Genomic DNA, 21,408 nt, shown 5'->3' on the forward strand with positions numbered 1-21,408 from the left:
CAGTGTGAACAAGGAGGTCTTCGGTGAGCTTGCTGGTGAGCGTGACCCTCGATTCCAAGACGGAAGGTGGGGCGGGAAAGGGAATCGCGTCCTGGTTCGAGGCGGCTCTCGTCGGGCCGCTGGCCGAATTCATGGAACTTGAGCGCAGAGGCGCCGCCACATCACTCGCGACGTCACAGATGCGGGATGGCGAGAAATACAGGGAATTCTCACTTGCCTCGGGTGAATGGGACTCGATGCGCCTGGAGTTGATGCGGGGCCCTGAGGTTGCGGCTGCAGTAGTCACGCTCTCCGACTCGGAGCAGCCAGCGGTGCATGTGAGTAGTTCGAGTATTTTGGTGAGGCAGCCCAATGTCGAAGTCCAGCTTTTGCTGAGCGGAGACGATACAGCGAGAGTCGACGATGCTATATTTTGCACTTCCCTCGTTGGCTTCCTGATTTCGGCATTGAACTCGGTGAACCCGGCATTCGGTCGGGTCTGCGTAGGTGAGCCAATGCAGCAAAAGACGAACCTCGATGCGGTCCTGAGGAGAAAAATCTGGAGGTCAGTTGCCGAGGCGCGGAATTTTCTACGTGGTTATGCATGGGTCACGGTGTGTCCTGAGGAGCTGACCGAAGAGTTGGGTGGGGCTGACTTCCTGGAGCGGACCGGTGCCTTTCACCGAGTCGTCCCTCTCGCGTCGGGTGGGACTGTGCTGCAGGCGACCGAGACGATCTCAGGGTACTCAGACGAGGCAATGCGCAGGACGTTCGAGAACCTGGCCCCGGTCCTACCCCCTGGCCTTCCGCGGTTCGATCCGGCAAACCCCGAGGTCCGGTTCGTTCCGGAGGATGCCGGTCAGTTTGAGCGGGGTCCCAGGTAACAAGTTCGGCCTGCATGAGCTGGTAATGGAGTGTTCTGGCAGGTTCCTTGCTTGTGCCCGTAGTTGGTCCGTGCGGCGTACCGTAGAGCCACGACGCACACCACGCCCGATTCCCGGCTGCGCACGTGCTCGACGAGCATGTGAATGTAAGCGATCAGCGGCTGAGGCAGATGGCGCAAACTTCGGGAGTGAAGTCTCGCTTCACTGATCTCCAGACTGCCCAACAAGTCGTCGACTATGGAATTGCGTCAAGCCAGAGGCGCATCGGAAACTGGCTCCGAGGTGGTGGCGTGGGGCCGCTGGAAATCAAGGGTAGATTTGGCGCCAATAATCCAATCGGGGTGAGGGCTGATGCGAGCGGATCCATTACCCCAACAAGTAACGCGTACACAATAGTCCTTCAGCGTGCCCCTGGGTATCCGGGTGGATATTATGTGTCGACCGCATATCCGAGATAGGTGATCTCTGTGGGGAGCAGGTTTACCGAGGATGACTTCGGCATCACGCATCTAGCCTCTATGTTCCATCAAGACTGGAGGCTGTTGGGAAGCGCGCGAGATGTGGTCATGAGTTATGTCGCCCAAACGTCAGATCTGTACGTGCTCGCGCTTGCCGAGGATGCGCTCAGGCTGGTAGCTAGTGATGACGCTGACACAGTTGCCACTATCTGGGAATGCGCGACCGGCTCCTATCATCGCCTCGATTGTGATTCGGTCAGTGGATTGGATTGGTTCCAGGAAATTGCAGATATCTGCGAAAGTGGTCTTGCCCAAGCTGGCACATACGCAAATGTCGAAGTAGGTGCAAGTGTATATAGCGGCCTCATCGGCAGGGTCACTGCGGAAATCGACGAACTTGATTCTGCACTGAGTGAAGCGATTGCGAACAGTCTTCCTGTGGGCGTCCCAGGTGTCGTCTCGGCGCTGAGAGAGTGCGCTTCGAATATCTGCCCAGAGCTCGCTTTTAGAGTGCTCCTGAGGGTTATTATGGAGTGTTCGTTCGCGATCGACCGTGATCGATATTCGAGATTTGTGGAGCTGGGGCAAGAATTTTCCTACGGGGAATTTGTTGTATCGCGTATCTCATTTCTGGTTGGTTGATCTCGACGGGATCCGTCGGAACTTGTGAAACTGGTTGCGGATTTTGCTCGTTCGCGTGGCACAGCATCGAGACAGGGGCCGGAACGCCCTCTGCGGCGGCGACGGCTTCGGCGTCTTCGCGGAGCCCCACGTACGTAGCAACGCGGTGCACGGCAACGTTCGTTGGCCCGTAAGCGGTGTACATCGCGTTGCCGTCAGAACCTAACTGCGTGGCGTGATGCCCCTGCCTCATCTAGGAGGCCAGGGGCCGTGCCGTGCTTCTCGATGGTGGCTGCGGCCATGGCGGCTTTGAGTAAGAGCATCCGCAGCCACGGTGACTGGGTCCCCGGATCGCTCGGCTCCCGCCCCCGTCGGCGGAATGCACGGTCGTGCAGCGACCCGAGTACGCGGATCTGCATCGCACCTGGCGCCAGACCGAGGACGTGCCCTTGCCTCATGGAACTGGGCTGTTGCTGATGCGCCTGCCACGCCCAGTCCGGGGAAGTGTCATGACAGCGGCGCTGCACGTATGCCGTCACTGCGACGGGCTGATCGTCGCCCCGGACGACGTGGTCGTGATGGCGTACGTGGACGCCAACTCCGGCCCCGGCTGGGGGTTGGGCGCACAGTGCGCACGCGCACCTCCCAGGACCCGGTGACCGACAGGCAACCAACCCACGTCGGTCACCGGGCCCCTCACCGGGCCAAGGGTCCCCCTACTGCGGAAACCCGGCCCGAACCCCCACCTCACTCGCAGCCCCCACCGTCACACCACTAGCCCCCGCCGACCGGAGCAACACATTCCCGCTGCCGTTCTGCCCCGAGATCAGCAGGTCCGCGTCGCCGTCCCGGTCGATGTCGCGCAGGCGGATGCCGAGGCCGAACATCTGGTACTGGGCGGCGTTGCCCGGGACGCCCGCCGTGGCTCGTGTGAACCACTTGGAGCCCGCGCCGGTCAGGCCGTTCCTACTGCCGCGCAGGACGTGGACGCCGCCCGCGTTCGCGACCGAGCCGACCTTCTCGCCGGTGGCGCTGACCGCGAGGTCCGGATAGCCGTCGCGGTTGGTGTCGCCGGCGGAGAGGGAGTAGCCGAAGCCGTCGCCCTTCGTGGGGTTCGTGGCGACGCCCGAAGTCGCCTGCGTCAGGCGGGAGTACGTGCTCACCGGGCCGGTGCTGCTCCCGCGCAGGATGACGACCGAGCCCGCGCTCTTGCTGTGCGGGACGTCGCTCACCGCGAGGTCGCCGTAGCCGTTCTTGTCGAAGTCGGCGATGACACCCGTCGGGCCGTAGTCGGGCTGCGAGTTGTTGTACGTCGTGAGCCTGCCCGACGTGATCGTGGCGCCGCCGCGCAGGAACCAGGCGGCCTGGGTCATCCCGTTGTCGCCCTTGTACCCCTGGCCGAGGACGTACAGATCCGTGGCCTTGTCCTTCGTGACCCGTCCGGCGACGAGCGCGGTGGTCTCGCCCAGGTTCCAGTGGTTGTGCTTGGTGACCTTGCCCGTCGTACCGGCCGGGCCGATGCCGCCACGGTAGATGTAGACCGTCCCGACTCCGTCGGCCACGGCCAGGTCCGGCTTGCCGTCGCCGTTGAAGTCGCCGGTCGCGAGCGCGGTGCCGAAGCCGTAGTAGGAGTTGGCCGTGACCGGGATGCGGGTCGCCTTGGCACCCAGGCCCGCCTTGGCGCCCCACAGGACGGTGACCGCGCCCGCCGCGGTCTTGCCGCTCACCTTCTCGGACCGGTCGCCGACGACCAGATCGGCGTACCCGTCCCGGTTGAGGTCGGCGTTCGCGAGGGAGCCGCCGAATCCGTCGGCGTACCCTCCGGCGTCCCCGGACGTACCCGGGATACCCGCGCTGTTCTGCGTGAACCTCTTGCTCTTCGTACCGGGACCCGTCGCGGTCCCGTAGGTCACGGTGACCGAGTCGCCGCCGTCCCCGAACGCGTAGTCGCGGAAGCCGTCGCCGTTGTAGTCGTCGGCGTACTTGGCCGCGGTGGCCGCGGTCACGGAGCCCGCCGACAGGGTGAGCAAGCCGCCGGCCAGCGCGACGGACGTTGCCGTCGCGAGGACCAGGCGACCGGTGGTGTGTATGGACATGTGTCTCCTGCGGTACGCGGGGCCCTGCGGCTGCCCGCGGTGGTCTGGTCGCTCCCGTCCGGACATGGCTGTACTGCCTTTCCGTACCGCGCGTGAACGGCGTCCGGGTACCGGAGTCGGTTGCGCTGGTCGGGGCGGTGGCGTCGCCGCCGGAGCGGGAAGCGCAGATAGGACCCGCGATGTACCCAGAAGGTTGTGCGCCGGGGCTCAGCGGTTTTCCTGCGGCAGGGGTTCTCCCACGCGGCGATCGATTCCGTCCGAGGGTGAGGACGGCTTCGCCGCTGGCCCCAGCCCGACGAACTCCTGGCGGTCTCCATCGGCCTCGGCCGGATCGAGCACAGGGCGGCGGCCGGGACAGCCCGGCGCTATGGTGGAAGGCGTGACACGCTCTGTAACCAGTGGAGAACTGTGGTGACCATCATGACCGAGCGTCCGACAGTCATAGACGTAGACGCTCCTGCGGCCGGGTCCTTCGAGGACATGCTCCGGATCGTCGAGGAGATGGACACACCTGCCGGCTACAAGGCCGAACTCATCCGGGGGAAGATCGTCGTGTCGCCGTGGTCGAAGCTGCGTTACAAGAGGGTGATGAAGGCTCTGCGGTTGCAGCTGGAGCCCCACGTCCCAGAGGGGCACGACGCCGATGTGGCGCCCTTTCTCTTCAGGTTCCCTGGATTCGAGCGCGGCTTCGGGCCTGACCTCCACGTCGCCGACGAAGCAGCCTTCGACGACGAAGGCCGCCACGCCGATGCAACCGCCCTCTCCCTCGCTGCCGAGCTGACCTCCGACTCCACCAAAGATGTCGATTGGCTCGACAAGCTGGACACTTACGGGCGGATCGTGCCCGTGTATCTCCTGCTCGACATGAAGATGCAGGAGATCAACGTCTTCTGGGATCCGTCTCCGAAGGGTTACCGGTCGCGGACCAATGTGCCCTTCGGGCGGCCCGTGCGTGTCCCCGCCCCGTTCGACTTCGAACTCGACACATCGGCGTTCATCATCGAGGCCAAGGCGGAAGCCCAGGGAACGGCCGACGGGAACGACTCCGGTCCGGGCACACCGGACGTCTGACATACGTACCTGACATACACACAGGGCCCCGCCCCGGCGCGTAACTGGGAGACGGGGCCCTGACCGCCGTAGCGGAACCGAACTGGAACCGGACCGGGCTGGACTCAGAAACGGCGCGTGATCAGCGCCCTGGTCCCGAGCCTGCCTTTGAGTTGGTGCTGACGGTCGGGGTTGTCCAGGGCGCGTGGGGCGGCGCGGATCTTCTCGAAGGCGCGGCGCGGGTTGCCTGCCGCGTGGCGGGAGGGGTGTTCCCAGTCGGCGGCGGCTTCGGTGTTGGCGAAGCGGATGTCGTACTCGTCGCCGATCGGAGGTGGCGCGGCTCGGTCTCCGCGCTTGGGGGTCACTCCTTGCCCTGGGGCATGGGTACGGGGCCGAGGTCGCCTTCCGGCACGCGGGTGACTATGGCCAGCAGGGCGGGGTCCGCGTAGATCTCGGCGCTGTGCCGCCACTGGGTCAGCAGGAGCGCGATGGGGGCGAGATTGTCCAGGGCCACCGCGCTGCGTGCGGTGTCCACCAGTTCCGCGAGGAGCGTGTCGACATCCTCGGCGGGCAGGAAAGTGCTCCACGGCAGGGCCTCGGACAGGGCTTGGCGCAGAGCCTCGATGTTCTCGGTGCGGACCAGTCCGGCGAGCAGACGTGAGGTGAAGTCCACGACTGTGGCATCCCGCTCCATCTGGTCGACCCGCATCAGCGCGAGGTCCCCCGCGTCGCGCCGCCGTAGCCGCAGTGCGCGGACAGCGTCGAGCCTCCGCGTGGTCGCAGCCGGGTGGTGGAGCAGTTCACTGAAGGGCACGTCCTCGTAGGCCTCAGTCATGACATCCGCAGTAGCTCGGATGTTCTTCGCGCGACAGGGAACGGGAGGAAAGCGGAATAAATCGGATCCGGCGGCGATCTCGTCCAGGTCCTCGGCGTCGAAGACCTCCTCCTTGACTTCGTCCCATGAGTGGAAGGTGGTCATTGACGTGCCTCTTTCTGCTGCCGCTTCATCATGTGAACGACCAGACCACCCGGTGGTTCGGCCGCTCCAGCCAGTGGGCGGAGCAGCCGAACCACTCCGCCCACTGGCCTGATGCGTCAGTCCCCGCAACCCCCGACCCGTCCCGTACTCAACGCGATGTCATCCACTCGCATCTCGTACGACGACGGCGTCGGGTCGGCCTGGTACAGCTGCCACCCCAGCTTCAACTCATCGAACGTCGGGAAGGTGAAGTCGTCCGCCGTGCCGCCGTGGTTCTTTGTGGAGACCGTCAGGTCGGACTGTTCGACCCCGTCCATGTACACCGTGACCCGGTTGTCCCTGGCGTCCAGATGGAACTCCACGCACTGCCAGCTCCCCGCCACCGCCGGTGCCGAGGTCTTCCACGACGTCCAGTCGCCCGTCGGGCCCAGGTCGGAGCCGACGCCCCAGAAGTTGCCGTTGTCCGTGGGGGCGTACTGGCCGCCCAACGGGCGTACGAGGGTGGGGGAGTCGGCGCCCGAGGCCTCCGCGATCGTCCAGTGGGCCCAGTCGGGCGCCGTCGGGAACGCGTCCACGCGTAGGCGCAGGCGGGCCCAGTAACTGTTGCCGGGCGCCGAGAGGTCGGGGAAGACGACGAACGCGCGGCCGTTGCCCTCTGTACGGATGCGGAGTTCGCGGCCCTTGCCGGTCGAGCTCGGGGCGACGGTCAGGGTGCCGTTGGAGGTGTCTGTCGTCCAGCCACGGCCGGCGGTGACCGGGCCGAGGGGGAGACGGTCGAAGTTCTCCCGGGCAAGTGTCTTGTGCGGGGCGGGAGTTGCCGAGGCCGTGGGGGGTATCGCGAGCAGCGTGGCCGTTGCCGCCGCGACGGCCGACAGTGCTGCGATCGCTTTCCTCAGGTTGGTCATGTGCCCAGTCTGTAACGGGAGTTGACCAAGTTCCTAGCCCAGCAGTGCAGTTGTGGATCACACCCGCACGATGCCCACCGCCCCGCAGACCCCCACCACATGGATCGTGAACCCCTTTGAGGAATCCGAGGAATCCGAGGAATCCGAGGAGGCACCCGGTTCCACCGGATCGGCCCCCGACTCCCCGACATGCGTCAGCACCGCCCCCGACGTGTGCACCCGCACAGCCCGGTCCTTCGGGACCGTCACCTGCACATGGCCCCCGATCGCAGTCAGACGTACCGTCGTCTCGTCGTCGGGCGATGCCTGGGTCAGGTCGGCGCGCAGGTCGCCCAGTACCGCGCGGACGGTGACCGGCCCGTGCGCCCCCTTCGGCAGGATGACCCGGCCGGTCGTCAGGAACCGGCTCCAGCTGGTCGTCCGTACATCGTGCGAGGCCGCCAGCGCGAGCCCGGTACCAGCCAGCACCAGTACGCCGGGCAGGGCGATGTCCTCCACCTCCTGCGGGCCGACGCTGTCGGACATCGCCAGCCCGACCAGGGCGACGGCGCCGAGGACGAGCGGGCCGATGTACGAACCCGTCGGCAGCGCTGAGCGGAGCAGGTTGAGTACGGCCACCGTCAGGAGGATCCACGGCCACCGGTGGGCGCCGAACGCCAGCGCCTCGCCGATCCGCCGGGCCGCGTCCCCGGCGACGAAACAGCCCGCCGCGAGCAGGACGATCCCGACCCACACCCGAAACCGCGACCCCTGTGCCGCCTGGTTCTCGACGCCGTCCACCATGGCCCGTCCACTCCAAACGATTCCCATTGTCACGACAATCGTAGTGACCGGCCGCAAGGGCCGTAACGCCAGGTGGCCGTGCCCCTGTCGAAACAGAGGCACGGCCACCGGAGGGCAACGAGAGCAAAAAGCCCAAAGCAATCAGAACGCCCAAAGCAATCAGAACGCCCAAAGCAATCAGAACGCCCAGAAGGTCAGAACCGCCGAGTGATCAGCGCCCTCTTCACTTCCTGGATCGCCTTCGTGACCTCGATGCCACGCGGGCACGCGTCCGTGCAGTTGAACGTCGTCCGGCAGCGCCAGACACCGTCCCGGTCGTTCAGGATCTCCAGGCGCTGCTCGCCCGCCTCGTCACGCGAGTCGAAGATGAAGCGGTGGGCGTTCACGATCGCCGCCGGGCCGAAGTACTGGCCGTCGTTCCAGAACACCGGGCACGACGACGTGCACGCCGCGCACAGGATGCACTTGGTCGTGTCGTCGAACCGCTCCCGGTCCTCCGCCGTCTGGAAGCGCTCGCGCGTCGGCTCGTTCGTGTCCTTCGTGATGAGGAAGGGCATCACGTCGCGGTACGCCTGGAAGAACGGCTCCATGTCGACGACCAGGTCCTTCAGGACCGTCAGACCCTTGATGGGCTCGACCGTGATCGGCTTCGCGGGGTTGATGTCCTTGATCAGCGTCTTGCAGGCAAGGCGGTTCTTGCCGTTGATCCGCATGGCGTCCGAGCCGCAGATGCCGTGCGCGCAGGAACGACGGAACGTCAGCGAACCGTCCTGGTCCCACTTGATCTTGTGCAGGGCGTCGAGGACGCGTTCCTTGGGGTCGATCTCCAGCAGGAAGTCTTCCCAGACCGCCTCGGCCGCCAGCTCAGGGTTGAAGCGGCGGATGCGGAAGGTGACCGTGATGTACGGGGAGTCGGCGAAGCCGGGCTCGGGCTCGCCGGCCGCGTCCGCCTTGTCCAGAACAGGGGTTGCCATCAGTACTTACGCTCCATCGGCTGGTAGCGGGTCTGGACGACCGGCTTGTAGTCGAGACGGATGGACTCGGTGCCGTTGTCGCCCACTTCGCGGTACGCCATGGTGTGGCGCATGAAGTTGACGTCGTCGCGGTTCGGGTAGTCCTCGCGGTAGTGACCGCCGCGCGACTCCTTGCGGGCCAGGGCCGACACCGCCATGACCTCGGCGAGGTCGAGCAGGTTGCCCAGCTCGATGGCCTCAAGGAGGTCCGTGTTGAACCGCTTGCCCTTGTCCTGGATCGACACGTTCCGGTAGCGCTCGCGGAGTTCCGCGATCTTCTCCACCGCCGTCTTGATCGTCTGCTCGGTACGGAACACCATGACGTTCGCGTCCATGGTCTCCTGGAGTTCCAGGCGCAGTGCGGCGACCCGCTCCGTGCCCGTGGAGTCGCGCAGGTGCTCCACCTGGGAGACCACCAACTCCGCGGGGTTCTCGGGGAGTTCGACGAAGTCGGCCTTCTGGCTGTACTCCGCCGCCGCGATCCCGGCCCGCTTCCCGAACACGTTGATGTCCAGGAGGCTGTTCGTGCCCAGGCGGTTGGCGCCGTGGACGGATACGCACGCGACCTCTCCGGCCGCGTACAGGCCCGGGACGACGGTCGTGTTGTCGCTCAGCACCTCACCCTCGACGTTCGTCGGGATGCCGCCCATCGCGTAGTGCGCGGTGGGCTGGATCGGGATCGGGTCCGTGTACGGCTCGATGCCCAGGTAGGTGCGCGCGAACTCGGTGATGTCCGGGAGCTTGGCGTCCAGCTGCTCCGGGGGAAGGTGTGTCAGGTCCAGGTACACGTGGTCGCCCTCGGGGCCACAGCCACGGCCCTCGCGGATCTCCGTGTAGATGGAGCGGGACACGACGTCACGCGACGCCAGGTCCTTCATCACCGGCGCGTACTTCTCCATGAAGCGCTCGCCGTCCTTGTTGCGGAGGATGCCGCCCTCACCACGGGCGCCCTCCGTCAGCAGGATGCCCATGCGCCAGATGCCGGTCGGGTGGAACTGGAAGAACTCCATGTCCTCCAGCGGCAGTCCGCGACGGTAGACCGCCGCCTGGCCGTCACCGGTCAGCGTGTGCGCGTTCGACGTCACCTTGAAGAACTTGCCGCAGCCGCCGGACGCGTAGATCACGGCCTTCGCCTGGAAGATGTGGATCTCACCGGTGGCGAGTTCGTAGGCGATGACGCCCGCGGACCGCTTCACCCCGTCGACCTCGACGAGCAGCTGGTCGAGGACGTAGAACTCGTTGAAGAACTCCACGCCCTCCTTCACGCAGTTCTGGTAGAGCGTCTGGAGGATCATGTGACCGGTGCGGTCGGCCGCGTAGCAGGAGCGGCGGACGGGCGCCTCTCCGTGGTTACGGGAGTGGCCACCGAATCGCCGCTGGTCGATCGTCCCGTTGGGCGTCCGGTTGAACGGCAGGCCCATCTTCTCCAGGTCGAGGACCGAGTCGATGGCCTCCTTCGCCAGGATCTCGGCGGCGTCCTGGTCGACCAGGTAGTCACCGCCCTTGATCGTGTCGAAGGTGTGCCACTCCCAGTTGTCCTCCTCCACGTTGGCGAGCGCGGCGGCCATACCGCCCTGCGCGGCGCCCGTGTGGGAGCGGGTCGGGTAGAGCTTCGTCAGTACGGCGGTACGGCTGCGCTTCGTCGACTCGATCGCGGCGCGCATACCGGCGCCGCCCGCGCCGACGATGACGGTGTCGTATTTGTGGATCTTCATCAGGATTTCCTCAGTCCCTCAGCACCGTGGCCTAGCGGATGTTCGGGTCGAAGGTGAAGATCACCAGCGTGCCCAGCAGGATCGTGAACACCGTGGCGGTGTAGAGCAGGCCCTTGAGCCACAGCCGGGTGTTCGCGCGCTCCGCGTAGTCGTTGATGACGGTGCGCAGGCCGTTGGCGCCGTGCAGCATCGCCAGCCACAGCATCAGCAGGTCCCAGACCTGCCAGAACGGGGAGGCCCAGCGGCCGGCCACGAAGGCGAAGCCGATCTTGGAGACACCGCCGTCCAGCACCAGCTGGATCAGGAGATGGCCCAGGACCAGCACGACCAGGACGATGCCGGACAGCCGCATGAACAGCCAGCCGTACATCTCGAAGTTGCCCCGGGTGGACTTGGGGGTCTTCTTCGTGCGCTTGCGCGGGGCCTCGATCAGGGGCGCCGGGTTGTCGGCGTCGTAACCGGAGAACGCGCCCGCGCCCTCGACGGGGCCGATGCCCGAGGCGGTGGATTCAGTCGTCGCCATGTGCGTCAGCTCCCGAACAGTTCACGAGCGGCGTGACCGAGGACGGGGTAGATCGCCCCGATCATCAGCACGACCCACAGGCCGACGACGGACCACAGCATCTGCTTCTGGTAGCGCGGGCCCTTCGACCAGAAGTCGACGGCGATGACGCGGAGACCGTTGAGCGCGTGGAAGAGGATTGCGGCGACGAGGCCGTACTCCAGCACGGCGACGATCGGCGTCTTGTACGTGGCCACGACCTTGTCGTAGGCCTCGGGGGAGACACGGACGAGAGCGGTGTCCAGGACGTGTACGAACAGGAAGAAGAAGATGAGGACGCCGGTGACTCGATGAGCCACCCAGGACCACATTCCTTCCCGGCCGCGGTACAGCGTTCCAGCCGGCACGGAAAACCCTCCGGGAGCGGGGATCGGGGCCGCGCCGGCTCGGTGTGTCGGACGGGCCCGGCCGGGTACGGTCCACCGGCCCCGGCCATCGTAGCGACGACTTGTCGGAACGCTTACAGCGGGCCTACCGATGTGATCAAACAGGCTCGTACGGGCTATTGGGTGCGGCTTGGGTGCGGCTATGGGGGAGGGGCTTGCGGTTGAGTGCCGGGTGCGGGCCCGTCAGTGGCTTGTCGCGCAGTTCCCCGCGCCCCTGAGGGCGTTCCCCAGCCGTTCCCTTGCCAGGCGGCGGAGTTCTTCTGCCGCTACTACCCGCTCTTCCTCCGGATCGTTTGTCAAACGTGACCGGATGCCGGTCAGGACCTGGTTGAGGGCCTCGTCCGGGGAGGGGCTGTCGACGCAGATGACGAACACGTGTCCGAAACGACTCTCGTACGCCGCATGCGCCGCCCCCAGTGCCGTGTGGGCCGCCGCGTACACCCCGTCCGGCAGCTCGGGCAGGGACTCGGCGGCCAGGGCCTCCGACAGGTCGGCCGGGGTCAGGTCGTACGCCGCTTCGTCCGCTGCCGCCAGGAGGGAGTCCAGGTCCGGGTAGGGGCGGTGGTCGGTGAGGCGGCGGGCCCAGCGGAGGCTGCGCAGGCAGGTGAGGAGGGCGCGCTCGATGTCCGCGGCGGGCCCGGTGTTGAACCGCTCCAGGCTTGTCGGCGTAGGAGAGGGGGACTCGGTGCGCGTCTGGGCCGGCATGGCGAGCTGGCCGGAGAGGTGGGGAAGACGGTGCGCGGGCAGCGTGAGTCCTCGGAGTTCTGGGTTGCCGTGTGAGAAGTGCCGCTCACATTATCGAGAGTGGTCAGGAGCTGTCCCTCGGGCGTCTGAATTTCACCCGAACGGGATAGTTTCGGAACGTACGGTGGACCTAGGAGGTGCGTGGCATGCGGGCGATACGTGAGGCTCGGGCAGGTGGGAACCGGTGACCGGGCGGAGGCGACGCGCCCCCGATCGGAACCCCCATCGGAACCCTGAGCGGAAGACGCACGGACAGGGGTCCAGGTTGCTTCTCGGGGCCGGTGTTCTCGTCGCTGTCGGTGCCGTGGGAGTGACCGTCGCCCTCTGGCCGGTCGGCGACACCGGCCCGGACGGCGGCAGCGACACCGCGTCGACCGGCGCGGCGCGCTCCTCGGACATACCCGGAGCCACCGCCTCCGCACCCGACGCGGCCCGCGCCCCTTCCGCCGCCGCGCCCTCCCCGACCGCCCCCTCCCGCGTCTACCCCCTGTCCAAGACGCCCCGCACCATCCCCGCCGTACGCGAGCACATACCCGCCAGGGGTCCCGGCTGGCGCCCCGCCTCGGCCGCCCGTGTGGTCGTCACCGCCGGTGCCCTCGCCGACGAGGGGAAGCTGCTCGCCGGGGAGCTGAAGATGACGTACGGCGGGACCGGCGCCCCCCGTGCCGGGGACGTCCAGCTCAAGCTGGCCCCCGGGCAGGCGAAGAGCGGGCCCGAGTCCTACACCCTCACCGTCACGAACGGCCGCGTCACCGTCGCCGCCCCCGCCGAGGCCGGCGTCTTCTACGGCACCCGCACCCTCAAGCAGGAGGTGAGCGGCGGGAGCACCGCCCCCGAGGGCGTCGTCCGCGACCGGCCGGCCAAGGCGCAGCGCGGGCTGATGCTGGACATCGCGCGCAAGCACTTCACGGCGGCCTGGATCGAGGACCGTGTCCGGGAGCTGGGCGACCTCAAGTTCAACGAGCTGGGCCTGCACTTCTCCGACGACCAGGGCTTCCGGATCGCCTCCGACAGCCACCCCGAGGTCGTCTCCCAGCAGCACCTCACCAAGGCCGAGGTCCGCCGCATCCTCGCCCTCGCCGCGAGCCGGCACATCACGGTCGTACCCGAGATCGACTCCCCGGGCCACCTGGGCGCGGTCCTCGCCGCCCACCCCGACCTCCAGCTGACCAACGCCCAGGGCACGGCGGCACGCGGGGCGATCGACATCTCCAAGCCGGAGTCCGCGCAGATCGTCGACGACCTCCTGGGCGAGTACGCCGACCTCTTCCCGGGCGCCTCCTGGCACCTCGGCGGCGACGAGTACCGGGCCCTGACGGTCTCCAGCCCGGCCGCCTCCTACCCCCAGCTCGCAGCCGCGGCCACCGCCAAGTACGGGTCAGGCGCCGGCGTCTCCGACCTCGCGACGGGCTGGCTCAACGACCGGGCCGCCACCGTCCGCGCCCACGACCGGACGGCCGTACGCGCCTGGAACGACGGCTTCTACCAGTCGAGTTCGGTCCAGCCGGACAAGAACATCCAGGTCGCCTACTGGACCGGCAAGGAGATCGGCGCCCGGCAGCCGGCCGGGTATCTGAGCGCGGGCCGCAAGGTCGTCAACTACAACGACGAGTACCTCTACTACGTGCTCGGCCAGCCGAACACCTTCGTCTATCCCACCGGCGAGCGGATCTACAAGCAGTGGACCCCCCGGGTGCTGCGCGGCAGTACGGCCGTCTCCTCGACGTACGGCAGCCAGATACTCGGCGGGGTCTTCGCCGTCTGGTGCGACCTCGCCGGCTCGCAGACGCAGAACCAGGTGGCCGCCGGCATACGGATGCCGCTGCGGGCGACCGTCCAGAAGCTGTGGGACCCCCGGGCCCAGCCATCCCTGTCCTGGACCCAGTTCAGGACGCTGGCGAACCGGCTGGGCTGAATCCGCTGGACGGACGGGCCGACTGGACCGTAAGTTCCGCGTAAGTAACACAGTCGAACATCAGTCGTACGAGTCGTACCAGTACTCATGTGTCGGGCGTGCCCCCGGGGAGGGGGCGCGCCCGGCTTCTTGTCGGGGGATCGATCCACATGTTCAGCAATCACAGCCAGTTCTCCGCGCCGACCGGCCCCGTCTTCCAGCCCCACGGCCCCGCCTGGCTCCGTTCCCCGGTCGGCCTCGGCAAGGCCGTCGCCGTGCTGCTCGGCGTGGTCGTCGCCGTCGACCTCTTCGCCGTCTACGCCGACCTCACCATGTACGAAGTGATGGGCTCCCTCGCGAACGACGGCGCCGACGTCGACTACGACGCCTACGTCGCCCTCCAGCGCGACGCCGACCACGCGGACTCGCTCTACGCTGCCGCCGGATACCTGCAGTCCGCGTCCCTCGTCGCGACGACGGTCGTCTACCTGATCTGGTTCCTGCGCGTACGGGTCAACGCCGAGGTGTTCAACCCGTTCGGGCACAGCAAGAAGCGCGCCTGGGCGGGCTGGGGCTGGTTCGTGCCGGTCGTGAACCTGTGGTTCCCGCGCCGGATCATGCTCGACATCTGGGACGCGAGCGGCCCCGCCGGCACCCGCGCCCCGCAGGGGCTCGTCAACACCTGGTGGACGCTGTGGATCCTCGGGTTCCTCACCAACCGGGCCGGGTACACCGCGTACCGCAACGCCGACACTGCCGACGAGATCCAGGACGCCGTCGGCCAGGTGCTGATCTCGGACGTCGCCGACATCGCCGCCGCCGTTCTCGCGATCCTCGTCGTGCTCCGGCTCACCCGGATGCAGCACGAGAAGGCGTCGCGCGGCCCCGCCCCCGTGAGCGCCTGACACGCCCGGCGCGTCGGATCACTGGCCAACTCCCTTGCGGCTGTGGTCTATTCGGCGCGGGTAGAGCGAGAAGAGCGACAGAGCGAGCAGAGCCGTAGAGCGGGCAGGACCGAAAGGCCGGGGGGAAGGCATTGGGTTACTGGGGCTACTTGATCGTGGGCAGGAGCGAGCGGCCGCTCGCCGAGACCGACGCCCTGCGCGCGGTGCGCGACGGGCTGACCTCGCGCGAACGGCGGGACGACGGCTGGCAGGTGTGGGAGTACCCGAGCGGCGACGGTGACGTCGGCAGCATGAACACGCTCGCCCTGGAGACCGGCGCGCCCGCGCTCTTCGGGTACGTCATGGACAGCCGCTGTGTGGTGCTGGAGGCGGCGGCGCCCGAGAGCGGCGCCTGGACCACCTGTCTGGCCCGCGAGGCCATGGCGGGGTACCTGGGCGCCGGGCAGGGCGACAGCGAGGCCGAGGAGGAGGACGGCGGGCTCACGCTCGACGACTACTTCCTCGACCCCGCCGACGCGGCCGAACGCGCGATCGACTGGGCCGCCGAGGCCGGCCACACCGTGAACGCCGGACCGCTCCTCGACGTACTGACCTCAGAGCCCGACCCATTGGCCGAAAACCTGTTCTTCCGGTTCCTTGACCGACTCGGTGTTCTGCCGCTGTGACGCGCCGGGTACGTTGCACGCAGTAAGGGAAAGCGCGGGCTCCGTAAGGCCGGCGCCCTGGCGAGGGAGGCGTGCATGAGCCTGGTGGAACTGATCGCTCGGGCCGACGAGCGCGGCCTGACAGCCAGCGGACTGGCTTGTTTGGATCGGTGCGTGGCCCTCCTGGGCGGCGACGACGAGATCCTGCGCCCCCTGTGGGCCAGCCTCGCCGACGGCATCGACGCAGGGGAATGGACGGCCCGGCTGGAACAGGCCCGGCTCAAGCTCGACCTCGACGAACCGGACGTCCTGACCGTCTCCGGCGCCTCCGCCGAGGGCGAGGCCACCCTCCTCGCCCGGCGGATGCTCGCCGCCGCGCCCGAGACCCGGTCCGCCGCCGGGGTGCGCGAGTGGGCCGACGCCTGCTCCGTCGCCGCCCTCCGCATCCACCGCCTCCTGGACGCCTCGGCCACCGGCGCCTCTTCGGTCGACTCCCACCGGGAAGGCCGTACGGAGGACATGTCGCCGCTCGTCGCGGCCGAGCTGCGGCGCCAGACCAGGGTCCTGGAACTGCTCGCCGAGCACGGTTCCGGCGGACTGCGGCAGGCGATGGCAGTGTCGACGGAGGGGCGGCGGGTGCTGCGCGCGGTGGTGTCACGACGCGCACGCGGACGGACCTGAACCCCGAAGAAGCCCCGAGGAAGCCCCGGCGGAATGCGACTTCCGTGACGTTCCTGTGGTCGTCCTGGGATGGACCTGCGGCGGTCCCGCACCGATCCCGGGCAGTCGCCGAAACAGGGTGACACCGGCCGCCACCTGCACGCTTTCCTGGAATGTGACAGCACACCGAGCAGCACACCCAGTATCCGAACGAGCACCAGAACGAGCGACCCGGACCCGCCCGCACGCCGCCACGAAACCCGTGCGCTGGGCCGCCGACACCGTCGCGACGATGCGCGAGGGCGCCCGGCTGCGCCTCGACTACTCGACCCAGAGTCTGTGGCGCGTCGACCGGATGATCGAGGAACTCCGCCGCGAGCAGCCGCCGTACGCCGCCGTGGAGTCGGTGCTGCGCGGCTTCGGGGCGTACGCGGGCGAGGTGATCGTGCGCCGGGCCGGGGGCGCCGAGTGGCTGGAGGCGGACGGCGGGCACTGGCTCCGTACCGCCGACGGGCGGCTGTGGGACCCGGTCGACGAGGCCCGCCGCTGTTTCGCCGGACACGGGTCGCTGCGGCTGCTGTGCCGGGACGCGACAGCGGTCTGAACCGGCGTGAGCTGTGACACTTCCGTGCCGAACGACGCAGATGCCCATGAGGACGGGCAGTCGGACACACACCCGTACTCCCACTCGGTACGCCGGTACGGACGAGGACAGCGCTTGGGCCAGGGACGACGGGAAACCCGCCGAGTACGGGCGTACGACAAGGAGCTGGGCGAGGCCGTCGCGCGTGCCCAGGGCGGGGACGAGGCGGCCTTCGCGGTCGCGTACCGGATCGTGCAGCCCGGACTCCTCGGCTATCTGCGAGGGCTCGTCGGCGACGAGGCGGAGGACGTGGCGTCCGACGCCTGGCTGGAGATCTCCCGCGACCTGGGCCGGTTCAAGGGCGACGGAGCCGGATTCCGCGGCTGGACGGCGACCATCGCCCGCAACCGCGCCCTCGACCTGCTGCGCCGAAGACGGGTACGGCCGCGGGGGACGGCGCTCGAAGAGGACGTACTGGAGCTGCCCGGCCCGTACAGCACCCCGGACCAGGCCCTGGAGACCCTCTCCACGGAGTACGCCCTCGGGCTCGTCGCCGGACTCCCGCGCGACCAGGCCGAGGCGGTCCTGCTCCGCGTGGTCGTCGGCCTCGACGCCTCCTCCGCCGCCCGCGTCCTCGGCAAACGCCCCGGCGCGGTCCGTACGGCCGCACACCGGGGCCTGAAGCGCCTCGCCCGGCAACTGGGGGAACCGACATGAACGGCGACGACAGCGCAGACGCCCGCCGGGCACGGGAGCGGGAACTGGCAGGGCTGCTCGCCGCCGCCCTGCGTGCGGGTACCGGGGACGGAGAACGGGCGGCGATCGCCGCGTTTCTCCTGGCCAGGGACTCCGGGGCGCACCGGACGGCACCCACCCGGCGCCAGGACGACTGGCGCTGAACGAGCCTGAGCCGCAAGGGCAGCCGACCGAGGCCGGTCGTGGGTGGTCAGACGATCAGGCCGTTGAGGGGTTCGGTGCCGTCGGTGAAGGTGCGGGCGAGGTCGGAGAGGCGGCGGTTGCGGGCGCGGGCGCGCAGTGCGGAGAAGGCCTGTTCCATGTCGATGTCGAGGCGTTCGGCGAGTTTGCCCTTGGCCTGTTCGATCAGTACGCGGCTGCTGAGCGCGGTCTGGAGCTGCTCGTTGAGGACGTTGCCGCGGTGGGGGAGCGTTGCTGGAGCAGGCTGATGGTGGCGACGTCGGCCAGGGCCTGGGCGACGAGTGTGCCGACCGGGTCGAAGGGGCCGGCGTCGGTCCGGAAGAGGTTCAGGGCGCCGACGACCTCGTCCCGCAGCCGCATCGGCACGGCCTGGACCGCCGCGAACCCGCTGTGGTGGGCCTGTGCGGCGAAGCGCGGCCAGTGGTGGATCTGCGTGGTCACGTCGGGGACGCAGACCGGTGCGCCGGTGCGGAAGCACTCCAGGCAGGGGCCTTCGTCGTTCTCGAGCTGGAGGAGTTCCAGCAGGCGTACCTGTTCGCTGGAGGCGGCCATCACCCGGAGTTCGCCGTTGCGGTCGGCGAGCAGTACGCCGGCGGCACTCACTCCGAGCAGGCCCACGCAACGGTCGGTCAGCAGGCACAGAAAGTCCATCAGGTCGAAGTCGGCGACCAGGGTGTCGGCCAGTTCGACGAACGTCGCGGAAAGGAGCTGCTGATCCATCGCACGCACCTTTGTCTCGTGTCTCGGGACCGGTTTGCGCCAGCACCGTGGGGCCCGGTGGCCGGTAGACCACGCCGATGTCGCGCCATCCGCGTGACCGGAACCCGGCACGGGCCGCGCGACAGCTCCGGTCCACCAGGGTCGCGCCGAGCAGCGCCCGGTGGTCGGCGAGCAGCCGCTCCTGCAGACGGTCGGCCAGGCCGTCGTACCGCTCGGCGGGGCGGACCACGATCCCGCTGATGGCGAAGATCTGTCCGGACGCGGTGAACTGCCCGACCGCTCGCGGGAGCGGTCCGCGGAATCCGCTCCACCAGGAGCCGTCACGCGGCACGGGGTATCCGAACGCGTACCCCGCCAGGTCCGGTGCCTGCGCGGTCAGCAGGGCGAACCCCGGTCGCCAGGTGTCCCGGGTGAGACGGCGCAGGAAGTCCTTCCGGCCGCGGTCCTCCCCACCGGGTGGCCCACCGGGTGGCGTGGCGCAGGACTGCGTATACAGGTCCGCCAGGTCCTCCCGCAGACGCTCGGCCTGCCAGCGGTTGAACCGGCGCGGACTCAGCGGCGTCGTGCGGGTGGCGAGCGGTCCGCGCGCCTCCGCGGCCGGACGGACCCGGGCGGGGCCGTCACAGCACACCGCCCGGGAACGTGGGCAGCGCCGTGGGGAGCCGGCCTGCGGCCTGGTTCACGGGAGAGGGCCACGGGGGCGGCCGGCTCCCGGCGAAGGTGTCCGGGAGCCTGAGGAAGAGCGAGCCGGAGCCGGTGAGGGCGACGAGCCGCTCCAACGCCGGGCTGGGGTGGTGCAGTTGCAGGGACCCTCCGGCAGCGGCGGTGTGCATCAAGGCGTAGAGGAAGGCGTTGAGGCCGCTGCAGTCGCAGAAGGTCACCGCGGTCACATCGACGTCGATGGCACGGATGCCGTCGCGCAGACACCGCTCCAGTGACGCGTGCACCAGCGGCGCCGAACTCAGGTCGATCTCACCGGTCAGCGTGACCAGCGCCCGATGGCCGGTGTCGTACCGGTAGACGTTCAGGGTGGGTGGGCTGCTCATGGGCGGGGTGCCTCGGTTCACGAGACCGTGCCGGGATCCCGGCACGGTCGTACTGTCGTGCGGGCAGGTGAACGACCGGTCCAGCAGCCGATGTTCCGGGGCGTCGGACCCAGCCGGTTCCCTCGGGATGCGCTGGGCGACCGGACGAGTGATCCGCTCTCCGCAGGCGGGTGCGCCGAACAGCGGTGGGCCGCCGGGGTCTGGGACGTCCGTAAGCAGCGTAGTCCTGAGGCCGTTCCCACGGTCGCCTCGGCCAAGGCGCAGCACGATCAGCCGGGCTTGCCCAGGGACCAGCCCGACACGTCTGTGAGCCGGCCGCGCCACAGCGGCATGAGTACGGGCCTGCCGTTTCCGGTGACGCCGGTGGCGTCGCGCACGTGGATCCACTGAGGCAGCCGTTGCGGGGCCTCGTGCCCCCGCTTGTCGACGACCGCCTGGTCCACCAGCTGGGGAAAACGCTCCAGCAGCTGAGCGCCGGGCCCGTCGACGCCGCGCAGACCGTGTGCCCAGTCGGCTGCCCATGCCTCATGGGAGATCAGGTCGCCGTACAGGAAGCAGCCTCCGACGACCAGGGTCAGCGGCAGAGCCGCCTGGGCGTCCTGTCCGATCAGGCGTACCAGCATCTGCAGTTGGAGATCCGGCACAGGCTCGGTCACGATCGGTGCGGCCGGCTGGTGGAGGGGGTCGTGCTCGGTGCTCATGCCCGGCGTTCCTCTCGATGTGCTCGCTGCGGATGGGACTGGAGCGGGACGGAGCCTCACGCGTCCAGGAGGCCGGTACGGAGGGTGGTGAGCGTGCGGGTCAGCAGGCGGGAGATGTGCATCTGGGACACGTTCAGCTCGCGGCCGATCTCCGCCTGGGTCATCTCCTGACCGAAGCGCATCTCGATGATGGCCCGTTCCCGGTCGTCGAGTCGCTGCAGCAGCGGACCGAGTGCGTGCAGGTCCTCGAACAGGTCGAGGGCGGGGTCCACGTCGCCCATCGTGTCCGCGTACGTCGGCGCGCTGCCGGTCTCGTCGTCGCCACCGGGGGTGTCGATGGAGCCGGCGACATAGCCGTTGGCGGCCACGAGGCCCTCGATGATCTCGTCGTCGGTCAGGTTCAGGTGGGCGGCGAGTTCCCGCACCGTGGGGGCACGGCCCCGCTCGGTGACGAGGGTTTCCCTGCTCTTGGCGAGGTCGACGCGCAGTTCCTGAAGGCGTCGCGGGACGTGGACGGCCCAGGTGGTGTCACGGAAGAAGCGCTTGATCTCGCCGACGATGTAGGGGATCGCGAACGAGGAGAACTCGACCTCGCGGGACAGGTCGAACCGGTCGATGGCCTTGATCAGGCCGATCGTGCCGACCTGGATGACGTCCTCCATCTCGCCGCTGCCCCGGTTGCGGAACCGGCGGGCCGCGAAGGACACCAGGGACAGGTTCATCTCGATCAGTGTGTTGCGGGCGTACTGGTGGTCATGGGTGCCCTCTTCCAGGACCTGCAGCCGGTCCAGGAAGAGCCTGGACAGCACGCGCGCGTCCTTGGGAGCGACCTTGGCCCCGTCCTCGATCCACGGCAGGTCGTCCACGACCGCCCGCGTACCCGTGGCGCAGACGGTTGCTTCGGGGGTGTGCACGGTGGACGTCAAGGTGCCGCCTTACGTGGAGAACAGGAGAAGCGTTCTCCTGCCCGCGCTGACCGTATGCATGTCTTCAGCGGGCGAGGCGATGAAACGGGACGGGGATACGGGCTTACGCGGACGCGGGGTTCACCGGTACACCGGGGCAACGGCCGGAGCCGCCACCCCCCACAGGAGAGGCCCCGGCCGTCGCGCGGCACGGGCCGCGCGGCGGCCCGTATCTCCTA

General features: G+C 68.4%; 25 protein-coding genes and 1 pseudogene. 12 read left to right on the forward strand and 14 right to left on the reverse strand.

The annotated features are described in order from the left end of the window. Window positions 1–23: 23 nt before the first annotated feature. The 4 genes from ACWDR4_RS00130 (at window position 24) to ACWDR4_RS00145 (ending at window position 2,601) form a co-directional block, all read left to right on the forward strand. Entirely contained in the window at window positions 24–863 is an 840-nt protein-coding gene (locus ACWDR4_RS00130) for a hypothetical protein (protein ID WP_450401851.1), read from the forward strand. A 125-nt stretch (window positions 864–988) separates the two neighbouring features. Continuing rightward, window positions 989–1,321, forward strand: coding sequence for an RNase A-like domain-containing protein (locus tag ACWDR4_RS00135; RefSeq protein ID WP_450401853.1), 333 nt, complete (start codon window positions 989–991; stop codon window positions 1,319–1,321). A 108-nt stretch (window positions 1,322–1,429) separates the two neighbouring features. Beyond that, window positions 1,430–1,963 carry a hypothetical protein gene (locus tag ACWDR4_RS00140; RefSeq protein WP_450401855.1) on the forward strand — a complete coding sequence of 178 codons (534 nt, stop codon included), beginning with the start codon at window positions 1,430–1,432 and terminating at the stop codon, window positions 1,961–1,963. 488 nt (window positions 1,964–2,451) lie between these two features. Next, on the forward strand, window positions 2,452–2,601 hold the full coding sequence (locus ACWDR4_RS00145) for a hypothetical protein (protein WP_450401858.1): 150 nt from the start codon (window positions 2,452–2,454) through the stop codon (window positions 2,599–2,601). Window positions 2,602–2,658: 57 nt separating this feature from the next. On the opposite strand, the gene ACWDR4_RS00150 is transcribed toward ACWDR4_RS00145, so the two are convergent. Then, window positions 2,659–4,038 carry an FG-GAP and VCBS repeat-containing protein gene (locus tag ACWDR4_RS00150; protein WP_450401860.1) on the reverse strand — a complete coding sequence of 460 codons (1,380 nt, stop codon included), beginning with the start codon at window positions 4,036–4,038 and terminating at the stop codon, window positions 2,659–2,661. Window positions 4,039–4,458: 420 nt separating this feature from the next. Here ACWDR4_RS00150 and ACWDR4_RS00155 point away from each other — a divergent pair, with 420 nt between their 5' ends. After that, window positions 4,459–5,109, forward strand: coding sequence for a Uma2 family endonuclease (locus tag ACWDR4_RS00155; protein ID WP_450402497.1), 651 nt, complete (start codon window positions 4,459–4,461; stop codon window positions 5,107–5,109). 104 nt (window positions 5,110–5,213) lie between these two features. Here the strand turns inward: ACWDR4_RS00155 and ACWDR4_RS00160 are convergent, their stop codons facing one another. The 9 genes from ACWDR4_RS00160 to ACWDR4_RS00200 form a co-directional block, all read right to left on the reverse strand. Then, a complete protein-coding gene (locus tag ACWDR4_RS00160; RefSeq protein ID WP_450401863.1) occupies window positions 5,214–5,453 on the reverse strand; it encodes a hypothetical protein in 240 nt (79 codons plus the stop codon). Next, a complete protein-coding gene (locus ACWDR4_RS00165) occupies window positions 5,450–6,067 on the reverse strand; it encodes a hypothetical protein (RefSeq protein WP_450401866.1) in 618 nt (205 codons plus the stop codon). Before ACWDR4_RS00165 ends, ACWDR4_RS00160 begins: the two co-directional genes overlap by 4 nt. Window positions 6,068–6,183: 116 nt before the next feature. Next, window positions 6,184–6,972 (reverse strand): hypothetical protein, encoded by a 789-nt coding sequence (locus ACWDR4_RS00170; RefSeq protein WP_450401868.1) that lies wholly within the window; start codon window positions 6,970–6,972, stop codon window positions 6,184–6,186. Between the two features lie 57 nt (window positions 6,973–7,029). Then, the gene (locus ACWDR4_RS00175) at window positions 7,030–7,782 is read right to left on the reverse strand and encodes a hypothetical protein (RefSeq protein ID WP_450401870.1); all 753 of its coding nucleotides are present in this window, start codon (window positions 7,780–7,782) and stop codon (window positions 7,030–7,032) included. Window positions 7,783–7,949: 167 nt separating this feature from the next. Further along, on the reverse strand, window positions 7,950–8,729 hold the full coding sequence (locus ACWDR4_RS00180) for a succinate dehydrogenase iron-sulfur subunit (RefSeq protein WP_105973590.1): 780 nt from the start codon (window positions 8,727–8,729) through the stop codon (window positions 7,950–7,952). Continuing rightward, window positions 8,729–10,483 (reverse strand): succinate dehydrogenase flavoprotein subunit, encoded by a 1,755-nt coding sequence (gene sdhA, locus ACWDR4_RS00185; protein ID WP_450401874.1) that lies wholly within the window; start codon window positions 10,481–10,483, stop codon window positions 8,729–8,731. The genes ACWDR4_RS00180 and sdhA overlap by 1 nt, the downstream gene beginning before the upstream one ends. 31 nt (window positions 10,484–10,514) lie before the next feature. Continuing rightward, window positions 10,515–11,006, reverse strand: coding sequence for a succinate dehydrogenase hydrophobic membrane anchor subunit (locus tag ACWDR4_RS00190; protein ID WP_105973588.1), 492 nt, complete (start codon window positions 11,004–11,006; stop codon window positions 10,515–10,517). A 5-nt stretch (window positions 11,007–11,011) separates the two neighbouring features. Beyond that, window positions 11,012–11,392: a succinate dehydrogenase, cytochrome b556 subunit gene (gene sdhC, locus ACWDR4_RS00195; RefSeq protein ID WP_450401876.1), complete on the reverse strand. Its 381-nt coding sequence runs from the start codon at window positions 11,390–11,392 to the stop codon at window positions 11,012–11,014. A 222-nt stretch (window positions 11,393–11,614) separates the two neighbouring features. Beyond that, window positions 11,615–12,136: a 2-oxo-4-hydroxy-4-carboxy-5-ureidoimidazoline decarboxylase gene (locus ACWDR4_RS00200; RefSeq protein WP_450401879.1), complete on the reverse strand. Its 522-nt coding sequence runs from the start codon at window positions 12,134–12,136 to the stop codon at window positions 11,615–11,617. Between the two features lie 349 nt (window positions 12,137–12,485). Here ACWDR4_RS00200 and ACWDR4_RS00205 point away from each other — a divergent pair, with 349 nt between their 5' ends. The 7 genes from ACWDR4_RS00205 (at window position 12,486) to ACWDR4_RS00235 (ending at window position 17,760) form a co-directional block, all read left to right on the forward strand. Continuing rightward, window positions 12,486–14,090 carry a beta-N-acetylhexosaminidase gene (locus ACWDR4_RS00205; protein ID WP_450401882.1) on the forward strand — a complete coding sequence of 535 codons (1,605 nt, stop codon included), beginning with the start codon at window positions 12,486–12,488 and terminating at the stop codon, window positions 14,088–14,090. 149 nt (window positions 14,091–14,239) lie between these two features. Then, complete coding sequence (locus ACWDR4_RS00210) at window positions 14,240–14,974, forward strand: DUF4328 domain-containing protein (protein ID WP_450401884.1); 735 nt, start codon at window positions 14,240–14,242, stop codon at window positions 14,972–14,974. A 131-nt stretch (window positions 14,975–15,105) separates the two neighbouring features. Beyond that, window positions 15,106–15,639 carry a hypothetical protein gene (locus ACWDR4_RS00215; protein ID WP_450401887.1) on the forward strand — a complete coding sequence of 178 codons (534 nt, stop codon included), beginning with the start codon at window positions 15,106–15,108 and terminating at the stop codon, window positions 15,637–15,639. 75 nt (window positions 15,640–15,714) lie between these two features. After that, window positions 15,715–16,299, forward strand: coding sequence for a hypothetical protein (locus ACWDR4_RS00220; RefSeq protein ID WP_450401889.1), 585 nt, complete (start codon window positions 15,715–15,717; stop codon window positions 16,297–16,299). A 241-nt stretch (window positions 16,300–16,540) separates the two neighbouring features. Continuing rightward, window positions 16,541–16,882: a DUF6278 family protein gene (locus ACWDR4_RS00225; protein WP_450401891.1), complete on the forward strand. Its 342-nt coding sequence runs from the start codon at window positions 16,541–16,543 to the stop codon at window positions 16,880–16,882. Window positions 16,883–16,996: 114 nt separating this feature from the next. Continuing rightward, window positions 16,997–17,578: an RNA polymerase sigma factor gene (locus tag ACWDR4_RS00230; protein ID WP_450401893.1), complete on the forward strand. Its 582-nt coding sequence runs from the start codon at window positions 16,997–16,999 to the stop codon at window positions 17,576–17,578. Then, a complete protein-coding gene (locus tag ACWDR4_RS00235) occupies window positions 17,575–17,760 on the forward strand; it encodes a hypothetical protein (protein ID WP_450401895.1) in 186 nt (61 codons plus the stop codon). Before ACWDR4_RS00230 ends, ACWDR4_RS00235 begins: the two co-directional genes overlap by 4 nt. Before the next feature lie 47 nt (window positions 17,761–17,807). On the opposite strand, the pseudogene ACWDR4_RS00240 reads toward ACWDR4_RS00235, so the two are convergent. The 4 genes and pseudogenes from ACWDR4_RS00240 to ACWDR4_RS00255 form a co-directional block, all read right to left on the reverse strand. After that, window positions 17,808–18,517 (reverse strand): annotated as a pseudogene (locus ACWDR4_RS00240) (GAF and ANTAR domain-containing protein). A gap of 620 nt (window positions 18,518–19,137) precedes the next feature. Further along, the gene (locus ACWDR4_RS00245; RefSeq protein ID WP_450401897.1) at window positions 19,138–19,563 is read right to left on the reverse strand and encodes an STAS domain-containing protein; all 426 of its coding nucleotides are present in this window, start codon (window positions 19,561–19,563) and stop codon (window positions 19,138–19,140) included. Window positions 19,564–19,832: 269 nt separating this feature from the next. Continuing rightward, a complete protein-coding gene (locus tag ACWDR4_RS00250) occupies window positions 19,833–20,264 on the reverse strand; it encodes a hypothetical protein (RefSeq protein WP_450401900.1) in 432 nt (143 codons plus the stop codon). A gap of 56 nt (window positions 20,265–20,320) precedes the next feature. Next, on the reverse strand, window positions 20,321–21,190 hold the full coding sequence (locus ACWDR4_RS00255; protein WP_450401903.1) for a SigB/SigF/SigG family RNA polymerase sigma factor: 870 nt from the start codon (window positions 21,188–21,190) through the stop codon (window positions 20,321–20,323). Window positions 21,191–21,408 lie beyond the last annotated feature (218 nt).

The sequence above is a fragment of the Streptomyces sp. NPDC000878 genome (assembly GCF_053599695.1).